The 12,243-nt window shown below is 72.4% G+C and carries 16 protein-coding genes and 1 riboswitch; of the genes, 2 read left to right on the top strand and 14 right to left on the bottom strand.

Features of this window, described 5'->3' with window-relative positions; all coding sequences use genetic code 11:
• Nucleotides 1–185 precede the first annotated feature (185 nt).
• From ACFZCD_RS19015 to ACFZCD_RS19005, 3 genes are all read right to left on the bottom strand, one after another.
• Nucleotides 186–779, bottom strand: coding sequence for an NADPH-dependent FMN reductase (locus ACFZCD_RS19015; protein WP_391832176.1), 594 nt, complete (start codon nt 777–779; stop codon nt 186–188).
• Between the two features lie 193 nt (nt 780–972).
• Nucleotides 973–2,220, bottom strand: a complete 1,248-nt coding sequence (locus ACFZCD_RS19010) for a GNAT family N-acetyltransferase (RefSeq protein ID WP_391832174.1) — start codon at nt 2,218–2,220, stop codon at nt 973–975.
• Nucleotides 2,221–2,289: 69 nt separating this feature from the next.
• Nucleotides 2,290–2,880 (bottom strand): hypothetical protein, encoded by a 591-nt coding sequence (locus tag ACFZCD_RS19005; RefSeq protein ID WP_391832172.1) that lies wholly within the window; start codon nt 2,878–2,880, stop codon nt 2,290–2,292.
• Between the two features lie 153 nt (nt 2,881–3,033).
• On the opposite strand from ACFZCD_RS19005, the gene dtd reads away from it, so the two are divergent.
• Nucleotides 3,034–3,459 carry a D-aminoacyl-tRNA deacylase gene (gene dtd, locus ACFZCD_RS19000; protein WP_391832170.1) on the top strand — a complete coding sequence of 142 codons (426 nt, stop codon included), beginning with the start codon at nt 3,034–3,036 and terminating at the stop codon, nt 3,457–3,459.
• 51 nt (nt 3,460–3,510) lie between these two features.
• Here dtd and ACFZCD_RS18995 read toward each other — a convergent pair whose 3' ends face one another.
• The 6 genes from ACFZCD_RS18995 to ACFZCD_RS18970 all read right to left on the bottom strand — a co-directional run bounded on the left by ACFZCD_RS18995 (nt 3,511) and on the right by ACFZCD_RS18970 (nt 8,798).
• Complete coding sequence (locus tag ACFZCD_RS18995; protein ID WP_391832168.1) at nt 3,511–4,494, bottom strand: YgfZ/GcvT domain-containing protein; 984 nt, start codon at nt 4,492–4,494, stop codon at nt 3,511–3,513.
• Nucleotides 4,495–4,504: 10 nt separating this feature from the next.
• On the bottom strand, nt 4,505–4,954 hold the full coding sequence (locus tag ACFZCD_RS18990; protein ID WP_391832166.1) for a Fur family transcriptional regulator: 450 nt from the start codon (nt 4,952–4,954) through the stop codon (nt 4,505–4,507).
• A gap of 19 nt (nt 4,955–4,973) precedes the next feature.
• Nucleotides 4,974–6,005: an ABC transporter substrate-binding protein gene (locus tag ACFZCD_RS18985; protein WP_391832164.1), complete on the bottom strand. Its 1,032-nt coding sequence runs from the start codon at nt 6,003–6,005 to the stop codon at nt 4,974–4,976.
• A gap of 63 nt (nt 6,006–6,068) precedes the next feature.
• Nucleotides 6,069–6,842, bottom strand: coding sequence for an ABC transporter ATP-binding protein (locus ACFZCD_RS18980; protein WP_391832162.1), 774 nt, complete (start codon nt 6,840–6,842; stop codon nt 6,069–6,071).
• The gene (locus ACFZCD_RS18975) at nt 6,842–7,870 is read right to left on the bottom strand and encodes a FecCD family ABC transporter permease (protein ID WP_391832286.1); all 1,029 of its coding nucleotides are present in this window, start codon (nt 7,868–7,870) and stop codon (nt 6,842–6,844) included. Before ACFZCD_RS18975 ends, ACFZCD_RS18980 begins: the two co-directional genes overlap by 1 nt.
• 218 nt (nt 7,871–8,088) lie before the next feature.
• Nucleotides 8,089–8,167: riboswitch (cobalamin riboswitch) on the bottom strand.
• A 34-nt stretch (nt 8,168–8,201) separates the two neighbouring features.
• Complete coding sequence (locus ACFZCD_RS18970) at nt 8,202–8,798, bottom strand: FABP family protein (RefSeq protein WP_391832160.1); 597 nt, start codon at nt 8,796–8,798, stop codon at nt 8,202–8,204.
• A 312-nt stretch (nt 8,799–9,110) separates the two neighbouring features.
• Here ACFZCD_RS18970 and ACFZCD_RS18965 point away from each other — a divergent pair, with 312 nt between their 5' ends.
• On the top strand, nt 9,111–9,476 hold the full coding sequence (locus tag ACFZCD_RS18965) for a DsrE family protein (protein ID WP_391832158.1): 366 nt from the start codon (nt 9,111–9,113) through the stop codon (nt 9,474–9,476).
• Between the two features lie 26 nt (nt 9,477–9,502).
• Here ACFZCD_RS18965 and ACFZCD_RS18960 read toward each other — a convergent pair whose 3' ends face one another.
• The 5 genes from ACFZCD_RS18960 to ACFZCD_RS18940 all read right to left on the bottom strand — a co-directional run bounded on the left by ACFZCD_RS18960 (nt 9,503) and on the right by ACFZCD_RS18940 (nt 12,160).
• Nucleotides 9,503–9,760: a DUF3099 domain-containing protein gene (locus ACFZCD_RS18960; RefSeq protein ID WP_058045695.1), complete on the bottom strand. Its 258-nt coding sequence runs from the start codon at nt 9,758–9,760 to the stop codon at nt 9,503–9,505.
• Between the two features lie 100 nt (nt 9,761–9,860).
• Entirely contained in the window at nt 9,861–10,148 is a 288-nt protein-coding gene (locus tag ACFZCD_RS18955; protein WP_391832156.1) for a DUF1416 domain-containing protein, read from the bottom strand.
• A 29-nt stretch (nt 10,149–10,177) separates the two neighbouring features.
• Nucleotides 10,178–11,020: a sulfurtransferase gene (locus ACFZCD_RS18950; RefSeq protein WP_391832154.1), complete on the bottom strand. Its 843-nt coding sequence runs from the start codon at nt 11,018–11,020 to the stop codon at nt 10,178–10,180.
• A 148-nt stretch (nt 11,021–11,168) separates the two neighbouring features.
• Nucleotides 11,169–11,249 carry a putative leader peptide gene (locus ACFZCD_RS18945; RefSeq protein WP_359104787.1) on the bottom strand — a complete coding sequence of 27 codons (81 nt, stop codon included), beginning with the start codon at nt 11,247–11,249 and terminating at the stop codon, nt 11,169–11,171.
• A 197-nt stretch (nt 11,250–11,446) separates the two neighbouring features.
• Complete coding sequence (locus tag ACFZCD_RS18940; RefSeq protein WP_391832152.1) at nt 11,447–12,160, bottom strand: DUF2993 domain-containing protein; 714 nt, start codon at nt 12,158–12,160, stop codon at nt 11,447–11,449.
• Between the last annotated feature and the right edge of the window lie 83 nt (nt 12,161–12,243).

Raw genomic sequence — 12,243 nt, 5'->3', positions numbered from 1 at the left:
CGGACAGGGGTGCCGGGGCCGCGTCGAGGGCGCGGCCGCGATTCCCAAATCAACCCCGTCCGGGGGTATCTGACGGGCAGTCCTCCGGAGGAGGGTGATGGAGCGCGCCCGCTCGGCACGATGTGCCTGTCACCGGCCCCAACGGGGGTAGGGCCGGGGACAGGAGTTCGTGTGTGCGGCGCCGGTCAGGCGCCGTACGGGCGGGCGGCGCGCGCCTCCCGCAGGGACAGGGCCCACCAGGTCAGCTGGTCCAGCATGACCTTCGCCGCGCCCGCCGCGTCCTCGCCCGCCGCCGCGTCCAGGTGCTGCCCCTCCTCGTCGAACTTGCCCCAGGGGCTGTGCAGGCTGATCTGCTCGCGGATGGGGACGGCGTGCAGCTCGGTGAAGACCGGCCGCAGGTGCTCGACCGCGCGCAGGCCGCCGGAGAGGCCGCCGTACGAGACGAAGCCGACGGGCTTGGCGCGCCACTGGGTGTAGTGCAAGTCGATGAGGGTCTTCAGGGACGCCGGGTAGCTGTGGTTGTACTCGGGCGTCAGGACGACGAACGCGTCGGCCTGCTCCAGCCGGGGCGACACCTCGGCGAGCACCGCGGCGTCCTCGGCGGTCGGCTCGCCGCCGAGCTTCACCGGCAGGGGGTGCCGGTCGAGGTCGATCAGGTCGACGTCTATGCCGCCGTGCCGGGCGACCTGGTCCGTGAACCACTTGGCGACGGTGGGGGCGAAGCGCCCGTCGCGGGTGGAACCGACGATCACGGCGAGGCGGTAGCTGCTCTCGGACACGAGGGGCCCTTCTGGGAGTGGTGGGCGGGTGGATGCCGGCCCACGAGCCGATCCGTTGAAGGGAAGTCTGGAATCTCAAGTCCGGTTGAGGTCAAGGGGCGGTGATCGAAGTGGGGTAAGTGCCCGGGAAAGTCCCGGTATCGAATGTCACTTAGAAGATGCCGGTCAGAAGATGCCGGTCAGAAGATGCCGGTCAGAAGATGTCGGCGCACCACGGCCGCCGGCCCGTGCGCAGCAGTGCATCCGCACGGGCCGCCGCGCCGGGGCGCTCCTCCGTCACCCGGCCCAGCGCCGCCAGCCGCACCGCGGACTCGTCGCCGAGGAAGAGGCTGCCCAGCGCCCCGGCGGGCAGCGTCAGATCGGCCGGCCGCGCCGTGCGGGTGCAGGAGGCGCCGCCGGGTCCCGCGTCCAGCAGGAAGCGTCCCGCGGCCGGGCCGTCCGGGTCGGTGACGTCGAGGACGAGCGCTCCGGCGACCGGGTACGTACGGGCCCGCAGCAGCTGCGGTACGTCCAGCGGCCGCAGCCACAGCAGGTCGGCGTCCGTGACGACGCGCGCGGCCCGCGGATCCGGCAGCAGGTCCGGCAGGAGGTCGTCCGGGGCGCGGTACCCCGTGCGGACGCGGGTGATCCAGTCCACGGACAGCAGAAACAGCCACAGGGCGCGCTCGGCGGCGGGGGAGACCGCGACGAGGTCCAGCACGGTCGCCGTCTGGTGCGGCAGCTTGGCCTCCCACCTGTCGTCGGCGGTGAAGACGAGCATCCCGTCGACGCGGCCGGTGCCGTCCGCCGCCCGGTAGACCACGGCGGACGGCTCGGTCCAGGGCACGTCGTCGATCGGGAGGGCACCGGTGTTCCGCCGCCACCACACGTCCGATCGGTCGACGAGGCCGTGCCGGCCGGCGCGTACCCGCTCGTACAGCGCGGGGCCGAGCTGCCGGAGTTCGGCGACGTCCACGTAATCGACCCGCCCGCCGTCGCCCGGGCCCGCGTAGCGCGGGTCGACGCCCGCGCGGGGCACGTCCACCTCCCACTCCGTGACCCGGGTGGCCGGGCCGAAGCCGTAGCGGCCGTAGATCGGGTACTCGGCGGCGACCAGCGTGGCCGCGGCGTCGCCGCGCTCCGCGGCCTCCCGCAGATCGCGGTCGATCATGCGGCTGAGCAGGCCGCGGCGGCGGTGTGTGGCCGAGACGCTGACGTTGCTGATGGCGTTCGTGGTCACCGACGCCCCGCCGGGGACGCTCAGCCGCTGCGTGAAGCTGCGGTACGTGGCCACGCAGCGGCCGTCGTCGAACGCGCCCTGGGCGCGCGGGAAGTCCATGAGCTCGCGGCGGAACGCGATCTCGGTCTTGCCCGGCGTGGGCGGCATGACATAGCCGGTGCGCCGGGCCCGGATCCAGTCGGGGAGGTCGTCTTCGGTAATCGTGCGGACGTCGATGCTCATGGCCCGGACGCTAGGCGCGCGGCCGCCGCGACCGCACGCGGATTTCCGCGCGCCGCCGCGCCCTCCGTGTCAGACGAGGAGGTCGTCCACCTGGGCCTCCCCCTCGCGGTACCTGCGGGCGATCTCGGCGCTGCAGTCGTCCGCCGTGCGCTGCAGGTGCTGCCGCCGCACCGACACCTGCCGCTCGTACGACGCCAGGCGGCCCATGGCCTCGTGCAGCTCGCTGTCCGTCCGGGCACCCAGGTCCGACAGCTCGACCTCCGACAGCATGTCCTCGGCCAGCCGCCGGTACTCCTCGCTGTGCGGCGTGCCCACCGTCACGTGGCGGGCGGACGAGCGGTGGTCCGCCGGGCCGTCCGCGAGGATCTCCGACAGGCGCTCCACGACCAGGCGGGCCATCACCGGGGAGCCCGGCGAGGACCGCCGGGTCAGCTCGGCCCGGAGGATGTCGATCCGGCCCTGGAGGAGCCGCCGCACGTAACTGAGGTCCGCCTCGTCCCGCTGCGCGTCCCGGCGCAGGGCGCGCAGCTCCACCAGGCTCAGCTCGCCGAGGCCGCGGCCGGGGACGTCCGCCAGCCGGCCGGAACGCTGGCTCGGCGGCCTGGGCTGCAGGCTGTCGGCTGCCTTGAGCATGGGGCCGTCCTCAATGGGTGTGGTCATGCGCGTCTTCCGTTTCCCCTCTGGCGGTGTGCGACCGCATCACCTGTGCCCGGACACGGCACCGCCTGCACGCATCGTGCCACCGTGCGAGCTCCCCGCGCAGGGTCTCCGCACCCGAACGGCCCTGGATGGACGCAAGGCATCATGGTCCGTATGCGTGCAGTGGTGCAGAGGGTGGACGGGGCGCGGGTCGTCGTCGACGGCGAGACCGTCGGAGAGATCATCGGACAGGGGCTGTGCGTCCTCGTCGGCGTGACGCACGACGACACCCCGGCGAAGGCGGAGCAGCTCGCCCGCAAGCTGTGGTCCGTACGGGTCCTCGAGGACGAGAAGTCGTGTTCGGACGTGGGGGCGCCGCTGCTGGTGATCTCGCAGTTCACTCTCTACGGTGACGCCCGGAAGGGGCGGCGGCCCACGTGGAACGCGGCGGCTCCCGGCGCGGTGGCCGAGCCGTTGGTCGACGCCGTCGTCGCTCACCTCCGGGCGCTGGGGGCGCAGGTGGAGACGGGCCGCTTCGGCGCGGACATGAAGGTCTCGTTGACGAACAACGGGCCGTTCACGGTGCTGATCGAGGTCTGACGGGGCCGGCCCGCGCGCGGGCCGTGTGCCCGCGCGCCCCGCCGGACGGCGTTACGGCTCGACCACGACCTCCTGCGTCGCCGCCGTCTTCTCGCCCACCAGCAGCGCCGCGTCCACCGCGACGTTCCGCTTGACCAGGGCCAGGGCGATCGGGCCCAGTTCGTAGTGGCGGACCGCGGTGGTCACGAAGCCCAGCTGGCGGCCTTCCGGGCCGTCCGAGGCCAGCCGCACGGGGGCCCCGTGCGCGGGGAGCGACACCTCGCTGCCGTCCAGGTGCAGGAAGACCAGCCGGCGCGGCGGCTTCCCCAGGTTGTGGACGCGGGCCACGGTCTCCTGGCCGCGGTAGCAGCCCTTCTGGAGGTGGACGGCGGTGCCGATCAGGCCCAGCTCGTGCGGGATCGTCCGGTGGTCGGTCTCCAGGCCGAGCCGGGGGCGGTGCGCCTCCACCCGGAGCGCCTCGTGGGCGAGGACGCCCGCGGCCGGGCCGTGCGCCGCCGCGAACGGCTCCAGCAGCGCGCGCGGCAGGAACAGGTCCCGCCCGTGCGCCGTCTCGCGCGCCAGGACTCCCTCGGGCGCTTCCGTGATCGAACCCGCGGGCAGGTAGACCACCGCGAAGTCGTCCGTACGGTCGGCCACCTCGACGCGGTAGAAGAACTTCATGCTCTCCAGGTAGGCGATGAGCGCGTCCTGGGTGCCCGGTTCGACGTGGGCCCAGACGGTCTCCCCGTCGTCCACGAGGGAGAGCGCGTGCTCGATGTGCCCGTGGGCGGAGAGGATCAGCGCCTCCGTGGCCCGGCCGGGCGGCAGGTCGCTGACGTGCTGGGTGAGCAGGAGGTGCAGCCAGCTCAGCCGGTCGGGCCCGGTGACGGTGACGACCCCGCGATGCGAGAGGTCGACGAAACCGGTCCCGCCGGCGAGCGCGCGCTGTTCGCGGAACAGGTCGCCGTAGTGCGCGGCGACCCCTTCGTCCGGGGCTTCGGCGGCGACGGCGCCGGGCAGCGACAGCAGCGGGCTGGCTTTCGATTCACACGGCATGCGGCCAAGCCTACGGCGCGGCCGGCGGCTCCTTCGAGGCGTGCCCGGCGGCGCAGTCCCGGCACTGGCCGAAGATCGCGAAGTGCTTCATGTCGGTCTCGAAGCCGAACTCCGCGCGGAGCCGGTCCGTGAACTCCGCGGCCACGGACAGGTCGGCCTCGACGACGCCCGTGCAGTCCCGGCAGACCAGGTGTATGTGGTGGTGCCGGTCGGCGAGGTGGTAGGTCGGGGCGCCGTGCCCGAGGTGGGCGTGGCTGACCAGGCCCAGCTCCTCCAGCAGCTCCAGGGTCCGGTAGACCGTGGAGATGTTGACCCCGCCGGCGGTGCGCCGGACCTCGGTGAGGATGTCGTCCGGGGTCGCGTGCTCCAGCCGGTCGACCGCCTCCAGGACGAGCTGGCGCTGCGGCGTCAGCCGGTATCCGCGCCTACGGAGGTTGCTCTGCCAGTCGGTGTCCACCACTCCACCAGTCTAGGCAGCGTCACTGCTCCCTGACCCCCTTGAGATAGCGGGCGAGCGCGGCGATGGCCGCCGGGTTGCGGGGGCTCTCGACGAGATCGACGTAGTCGAGGACGAAGATCCGGTCGTTCTTGACGGCCGAGACGTCCGCGAGCGGCGGGTACGACTTCAGGAACTCCTTCTTCTGCCCGGCCGTCACGTCGCCGTAGTTGTTGATGACGATGACGTCGGGGTTGCGCTCGACGACGGTCTCCCAGCCGACCGAGGGCCAGGTGTCCTTGAGGTCCTTCATCACGTGGTCGCCGCCGGCCTTGGTGATGATGTCGTGCGGGCCGGCGTAGGCGCCGGAGGTGACGGCCTTGTCGCGGCCGTCGTCGTAGAGGAAGACGGTGGGCCGCTTCCCGTCCGCCGGCACCCCGGCCTGCGCTTCGGCGACCTGCTTCTTGAAGCCCGCGACGAGCTTCGCCGCCCGGTCCTCCACGTCGAAGACCTTCCCGAGCGTGGTGAGGTCCGTGTAGAGGGCCTCCAGGGGCGGCATCACGCCGCGCGCCTTGCCCGCCCCGCCGTTGCGGCAGGACTCGGTGAGCACGTACGAGCCGACGCCGAGCTTCTTCAGGGCGTCGGGGGTGAAGCCCCGGCCCTCGGCGAAGCCGTAGTTCCAGCCGGCGAAGACCAGGTCGGCCTTGGCGTCCAGCACGAGCTCCTTGGTGATCTCCTTCTTGGAGAGCCACTTCACCTTCTCGTAGCCGTCCTTCCACGGCACCGACGCGCGGTCGGCGCGGTAGTCCGGGGCCACGTAGCCGGCCATGCGGTCCTCCAGGCCGAGCGCGAACATGATCTCGGCGATGCCGACGTCGTTGGTGACCACGCGCTGCGGAGCCTTGTCGTACGTCGTCCTCACCCCGCAGTTCTCGATGGTCACGGGGTAGTGCCCCGGGGCCTTTCCTCCGGAGGTCTCCGCGTCGGCGCGCTCGGCGACCTTCGCCCCGCAGCCGGTGGCCAGGGCGAGGGCGGTCAGAAGGGCGAGGGCGGTACGGGCGGTGCGCAGGGCCATGCGGGGTCCTTACGAAGAGGGCAGGCGGTACGAGGCGAGCCAGGCGTACGAAGCGGGCAGGTGCTACGAGGCGGGCAGGCGGTCGAAGAGCAGGCGCGTCGCGCCGGTCTCGGGGTGCGGCACGCGGTGCGCCCGGACGCCGAACACGTCGGCGAGCAGCCCGGCGGTCAGCACCTCGTCCGGCGGCCCGGACGCGACGATGCGCCCGGCCCGGATCACGTACAGCTCGTCGCAGTGCGCGGCGGCCAGGTCGATGTCGTGCAGGGCGGCCAGGACCGTCAGCCCCGCGTCCCGCACCAGCGCCAGCACCTCCAGCTGCTGGGCGATGTCCAGGTGGTTGGTGGGCTCGTCCAGGACCAGCACCTTCGGCTCCTGGGCCAGCGCGCGGGCGATCAGCACGCGCTGCTTCTCGCCGCCGGACAGCGTCGGGAAGCTCCGCCCGGCCAGGTGCCCGGCGCCGACGCGCTCCAGCGCCGCCGCGCACACCTCGCCGTCGCGGGCCGTGGCCCGGCCGCCGGAGCGCTGGTGCGGCAGCCGCCCCATGGCGACGACCTCGGCGGCCGTGAAGTCGAACTCGCTCGCCGACTCCTGCGGCAGCGCCGCCAGCCTGCGCGCGCCCTCCCGGGCGCCCAGGGCGTGCAGGTCGTCGCCGTCCAGGCGGACGGTGCCGGCGGCGGGCCGCAGCGCCCGGTAGGCGCAGCGCAGCAGGGTGGACTTGCCGCTGCCGTTGGGGCCGATGAGGCCGACGAACCGCCCGCTCCCGGCGCGCAGGCTGATGCCGGACACCAGCCGGGCGCCCGCGACCTCGACCGACAGGTCCTCGATCCCGACCTCCATCAGGCGCATCCGAAGGTGTAGCGGCGGCGCCGCATGAGCAGGACGAAGCAGGGCACGCCGATGAGGGCGGTGAGGACGCCGACGGGCAGTTCGACGGGCGCGAGCAGCAGCCGGGAGGCGATGTCGACCCACACCAGCAGCACGGCGCCCAGCAGCGGTGCCACGGCGAGCACGCGGCGGTGGTCGGCGCCGACGAGCATCCGGGTGACGTGCGGGACCATCAGGCCGACGAAGCCGATGGCGCCGCTGACGGCGACGACGGCGCCGGTGACGGCCGCCGCCAGGACGAACAGCCCGCGGCGCATCCGGTCCGGGTCCACGCCGAGCGCGGCGGCCGTCTCGTCGCCCATGGCCAGCGCGTTGAGGCCGCGCGCCGTCCACAGCAGGGCGCCGATGCCGGCCAGCACGACCGCGGCCGCGATCGGCAGGGACGCCCAGGTGGCGCCGCCGAGGCTGCCGAGCAGCCACATCATCGCCGAGCGGGCCGCCTCGCCCCGGTCGGCGCTGAAGATCATCAGGGTGGTGACGGCGGAGAACCCGTAGTACATCGCCGAGCCGGTGAGGACCAGCCGCAGCGGGGTCAGGCCCTGCGGGGTGCGCGCCGCCAGGTAGACCAGCACCATCGCGGCGAGCGCCGAGACGAACGCCGCCCCGGACAGCGCCCAGACCCCCAGCGAGGCCAGCGCGCCGAACAGCAGGACGGCGTTCGCGCCGATCGCGGCGCCGGAGGAGATGCCCAGCACGAACGGGTCGGCGAGGGCGTTGCGGACCATGGCCTGCACGGCCACGCCGACGGCGGAGAGCCCCGCGCCCACGACGGCGGCCAGCAGGGCGCGCGGGAAGCGCAGTTCCCAGACGATGGTGTACGCGGAGACCTCGCCGGGCGTGATGATCCCGCCGGTCAGCCCGGCCTGCAGGTAGCGCAGCGTCTCGCCCCACGTGACGCCCGCGGCGCCGAGGCCGGTGCCGCAGAGGACGGAGGCGAGGAGCGCGGCCGTCAGCCCGGCCAGCAGCGGCGGCAGCGGCAGCCGGCGGGGCGGTGGAGCGCCGGGCCCCGGCGGCGCGCCGGGCGCGGAGCCGGGACCTTCGGTGCGGAGGACCGGGAGATCTGTCGACACGGGTGCGCCTTCGCCTCGGGCCGCGTCCGTACGTACGGAGGAGCGGCCCGGGGAGGGTGCGGTCGTGCGCCCGGGTGGTCCCCTCGCAGTCCACGGCGAGTTGTACGGGGATCATGCGCGCCGTGGGCGATCGGGCTTACGGAAAAGGCCCCGAAGGGCCTCTCCGCCTACCGTTGCGGGTCAGCGCCGGACTTCGACCGGCTTCTCCCACGGGGCACTGCGGAACGGTGGAGCGGGCGGCTCAGCCGGTGTAGGGCGTGCCGTCCGGGTTGTAGAAGGCGACGCCGTCCGGAGCGTCCTCGGGCAGGCTCGCCGCCCACTCCTGGAGGCTCTTCTGGTCGGCGATCTTCTTCAGGTGCGCCGACATGTAGGGGCGCAGCGGCACCTCGGGGGTGGCCTTCTCGCCGACCCACATCAGGTCGCCCTTGACATAGCCGTACAGGCGCTTGCCGCCGCTGTACGGGCCGGAGGCCTCGGTGCGCGCGACCGCGTCCGTGGCCAGGTCGATCTGCGGCTTCTGGTCGGCCAGCTCGCCGTACCAGACCTCGGCGACGCCGGCGTCGCGGACCATGACGATCTCGACCTTGCGGTCCTTGTCGATCCGCCAGTAGCCGGTCTCGGTCTCCAGCGGGCGCACCATCTTGCCCTCGCCGTCGAGCACCCAGCTGTGCGACGTGTACTCCAGGAAGTCACGGCCGTCGTGGCTGAAGACGACCTCCTGCCCGAAGTTGCACTTCTCGGCACCGGGGAAGTCGGCGACGCCCGCACCCTCCCACTTACCGAGGAGGAAGGCGAGGGGCACGAGGTCCGGGTGGAGGTCGGACGGAATCTCGATCATGGGCTCAGACGATCTGTGCGAGGACGGGTAACTGGTCGGGTCAGCGCTGGCCCTGGTACAGCTTCTTCCAGGTCAGACCGGTGAAGGCGAGAACGCCGACGGCGACCAGGACGAGCAGGGTGGTGAAGACTGCCTCAAGCACGAGCGCGCTCCTCGTCGGGAGTGAGGGTGTACGGACCGGTCACGGATGTACGGACCGGTCCCGAGTCTAGTCGGCCCCGGTTCCGGCGGCTCTGCGAGGTGGATCGTGGCCGCCGGGGGAGGGCGGTCGCGGCCGCCCGCCCGTGCGGCCGCGGGGCTAGAGTGCCTGGCATGGCCAAGAAGCTGGTGATCAAGGTGACGGCGGGCGCGGACGCGCCCGAGCGGTGTTCGCAGGCGTTCACGGTGGCGGCCGTCGCCGTGGCGAGCGGGGTCGAGGTGTCCCTGTGGCTGACCGGTGAGGCGTCGTGGTTCGTGCTGCCGGGGCGGGCGGCCGAGTTCGAGCTGCCGCACGCGGCACCGCTGCCCGACCTCATCGAGGGCATCAAGGCCGGCGGCGGGAAGATCACGCTGTGCACGCAGTGCGCGGCGCGCCGCGGCATCGAGGAGAAGGACCTGATCGAGGGCGCGCGGATCGCCGGCGCGCAGGTCTTCGTCCAGGAGGCGATGGCGGACGGCGTGCAGGCGCTCGTGTACTAGCGGCGCCGGCTGAGGCCGCGACGGCCTCAGTGCCTCTTCTTGCCGTCGAGCTCGTCCCACCACTCGTCCGACTTCGGGTCGCCGGAGGGGTCGTCCCACCAGCGGTCGTCCGGCCCCCGGCGGTTGGCGACGATGGCGGCGACGGGCGGGATGACCATGGCGAAGAGGCACATCCCCACCGCGGCGGGCACGGACCACAGGCGCACGACGGCCCACGCCAGGACGAACAGTCCGATGCAGGTGCCCATCATGGCGAAGTACAGATGACGCCGCCGCGCGTACATACGTCCACGGTACGGCGGCGGCGCGAAGGGCCGCACCCCCCACGGCGTCCAACCCGGGATGCGGCCCTCCGGCCGTCGGTGGCGTCCGTGACGCCCGTCGTCAGACGGCGATGGCGACCTCGGTCAGGCCGCCCTGCCGCGCCACGACCTTGCGGTCGGCCGTCGCACCGGGCACCAGCGCGCGCACCGTCCACGTGCCTTCCGCCGCGTAGAAGCGGAACTGCCCGGTCGCGGACGTGGGCACCTCGGCGGTGAACTCGCCGGTCGCGTCCAGCAGGCGCACGTAACCGGTGACGGGCTCGCCGTCGCGGGTCACCGAGCCCTGGATCGTGGTCTCACCGGGCTTGATCGTCGAGGCGTCGGGGCCGCCGGCCTTTGCTCCACACATGGGGGATCCTTCTGTCGCGGTCGGGAGGTTCAGTGGGCGCCGAGCTCGATCGGCACGCCGACGAGGGAGCCGTACTCGGTCCAGGAACCGTCGTAGTTCCTGACGTTCTGCTGGCCGAGCAGCTCGTGCAGCACGAACCAGGTGTGCGCGGAGCGCTCACCGATCCGGCAGTAGGCGATGGTGTCCTTCGACAGGTCCACGCCCTCGCCCTCGTAGAGCGCCTTCAGCTCCTCGTCGGTCTTGAAGGTGCCGTCGTCGTTGGCCGACTTCGACCAGGGGATGTTGCGCGCGGTCGGCACGTGGCCGGGGCGCTGCGACTGCTCCTGGGGGAGGTGCGCCGGGGCGAGCAGCTTGCCGCTGAACTCGTCGGGGGAGCGGACGTCGACGAGGTTGAGCTCGCCGATCGCGGCCACGACGTCGTCGCGGAAGGCGCGGATGGAGGTGTCCTGCGGCCGGGCGCGGTACTCGGTGCGGGGGCGCTGCGGGACCTCGGCGACCAGGTCGCGGGAGTCCAGCTCCCACTTCTTGCGGCCGCCGTCGAGGAGCTTCACGTCCTGGTGGCCGTAGAGCTTGAAGTACCAGTAGGCGTACGCGGCGAACCAGTTGTTGTTGCCGCCGTAGAGGACGACGGTGTCGTCGTTGGCGATGCCCTTCGAGGAGAGCAGCTCCTCGAAGCCGGCCTGGTCCACGAAGTCGCGGCGGACCGGGTCCTGCAGGTCGCGCTTCCAGTCGATCCGGACGGCGGTCTTGATGTGGTTCTTGTCGTACGCGGAGGTGTCCTCGTCGACCTCGACGAGGACGGTCTTGGGGTCGCCTGCGTCGATGCGGGCCTGTACCCAGTCGGCGTCCACCAGGACGTCACTGCGGCTCATGCTGTTCTCCTCCGGGGCAGTTGCGGAACGTGCGCAAGCGCTTGCCGGCGCGCGCGGCGGGGAAAGCGCGCGGCGCTGCGCAGCAGGTGGGATGGGAGACGAGACGGGGGAAGGCTTGCTTCTCGGAGCGAAAAGGGAGCGCTTCCCGTCAGACATGACGACAGAGCATGGCGGCGACGCGGCACAGGTCGACTGCCCGCCGCTTCGTGAGGTCCGCCTGTCGCTTCATGCCGTCGATCGTAGGGACGGACAGGGGGACGTGTCACCGGTGTGTTGGATAGTGAGACGGGATCTTCCGCATTCCGGGACGGCAGAGGTGGGGGGAGCGCCCGGGGGCGGGGCCGCGGAGTGCCCGGTGGGGTCCGGGGGTGTCCGCCCGTCCGGACGGTCTGCTTTCCGGACGGACGTGTCTCGGTGGGTGGACGGTCAGCCGGCCAGATTGACGTCCGAGCCGGTCAGCGTGATGTCGACACCGTCCTGCGTCGCCTCGACCTTGTCCAGCTTGATGCCCTTCGGCAGGCCGCTGATGCGCCGGTCGAAGTCCGTCTTCTGCCGGATCGCACGCTCCAGGCCGGGGAAGGCCTTGGCCTCTTCGGGGATCTGGTCCGCCCGCACCCGGACGGTGTCGCCGTTCACGATCGTGACGGTCGAGATGACGCTGCGCTCGATGGGCAGCGCCCCGAGCTGCACCTTGCCGGTGACCTTGACCTGGCTCTTGCCCTCGGTGCCCCGGCCGCCGAAACCGACCTTCACCGTGGGGTCGTTGGTGGCCTTGCTGAGGTCCTCGTAGGAGAGGTGCGCCGTGCCCGTCGCCCGGCCCGCGACGGCGGAGGTGAAGCTGCTGTCGATCCTGACGTCCCGGAGCTTGGCGTCGAAGCCCGTCACCCGGATCGACTGCCCGCCGGAGCTGGCGGTCGCGCCGTCCAGCTTGACCTCGACCTCGTCCAGGGTGGAGGAGGCGATCTGCGTGAGGAACGGGAAGCCCTTGATGGAGACCTCCGGAGTGCCGGACAGCCCCTGACTGCTGCGGATCTTCTCCGCCGCCTGCTCCTCGGCGAAGTACACCGCCAGGCGGTCGGCGCCCACGAAGAGGGCCCCCAATATCACCGCGATGATCAGGGTTATGCGTATCGCGCGCATGTCGTTCTCCAGCTCCCCCGGGTCTCGGTCAGGCCCCTGCACTGCCCGTTGCAATGCCCTGGAGCCTAACCGGACCCCCGTGC

This window comes from Streptomyces sp. NPDC008001 (genome assembly GCF_042958085.1).
Classification (GTDB): Bacteria; Actinomycetota; Actinomycetes; order Streptomycetales; family Streptomycetaceae; genus Streptomyces.
Note: the sequence above shows the minus strand (reverse complement) of the source record. Positions and strands in the feature narration are given on the sequence as shown.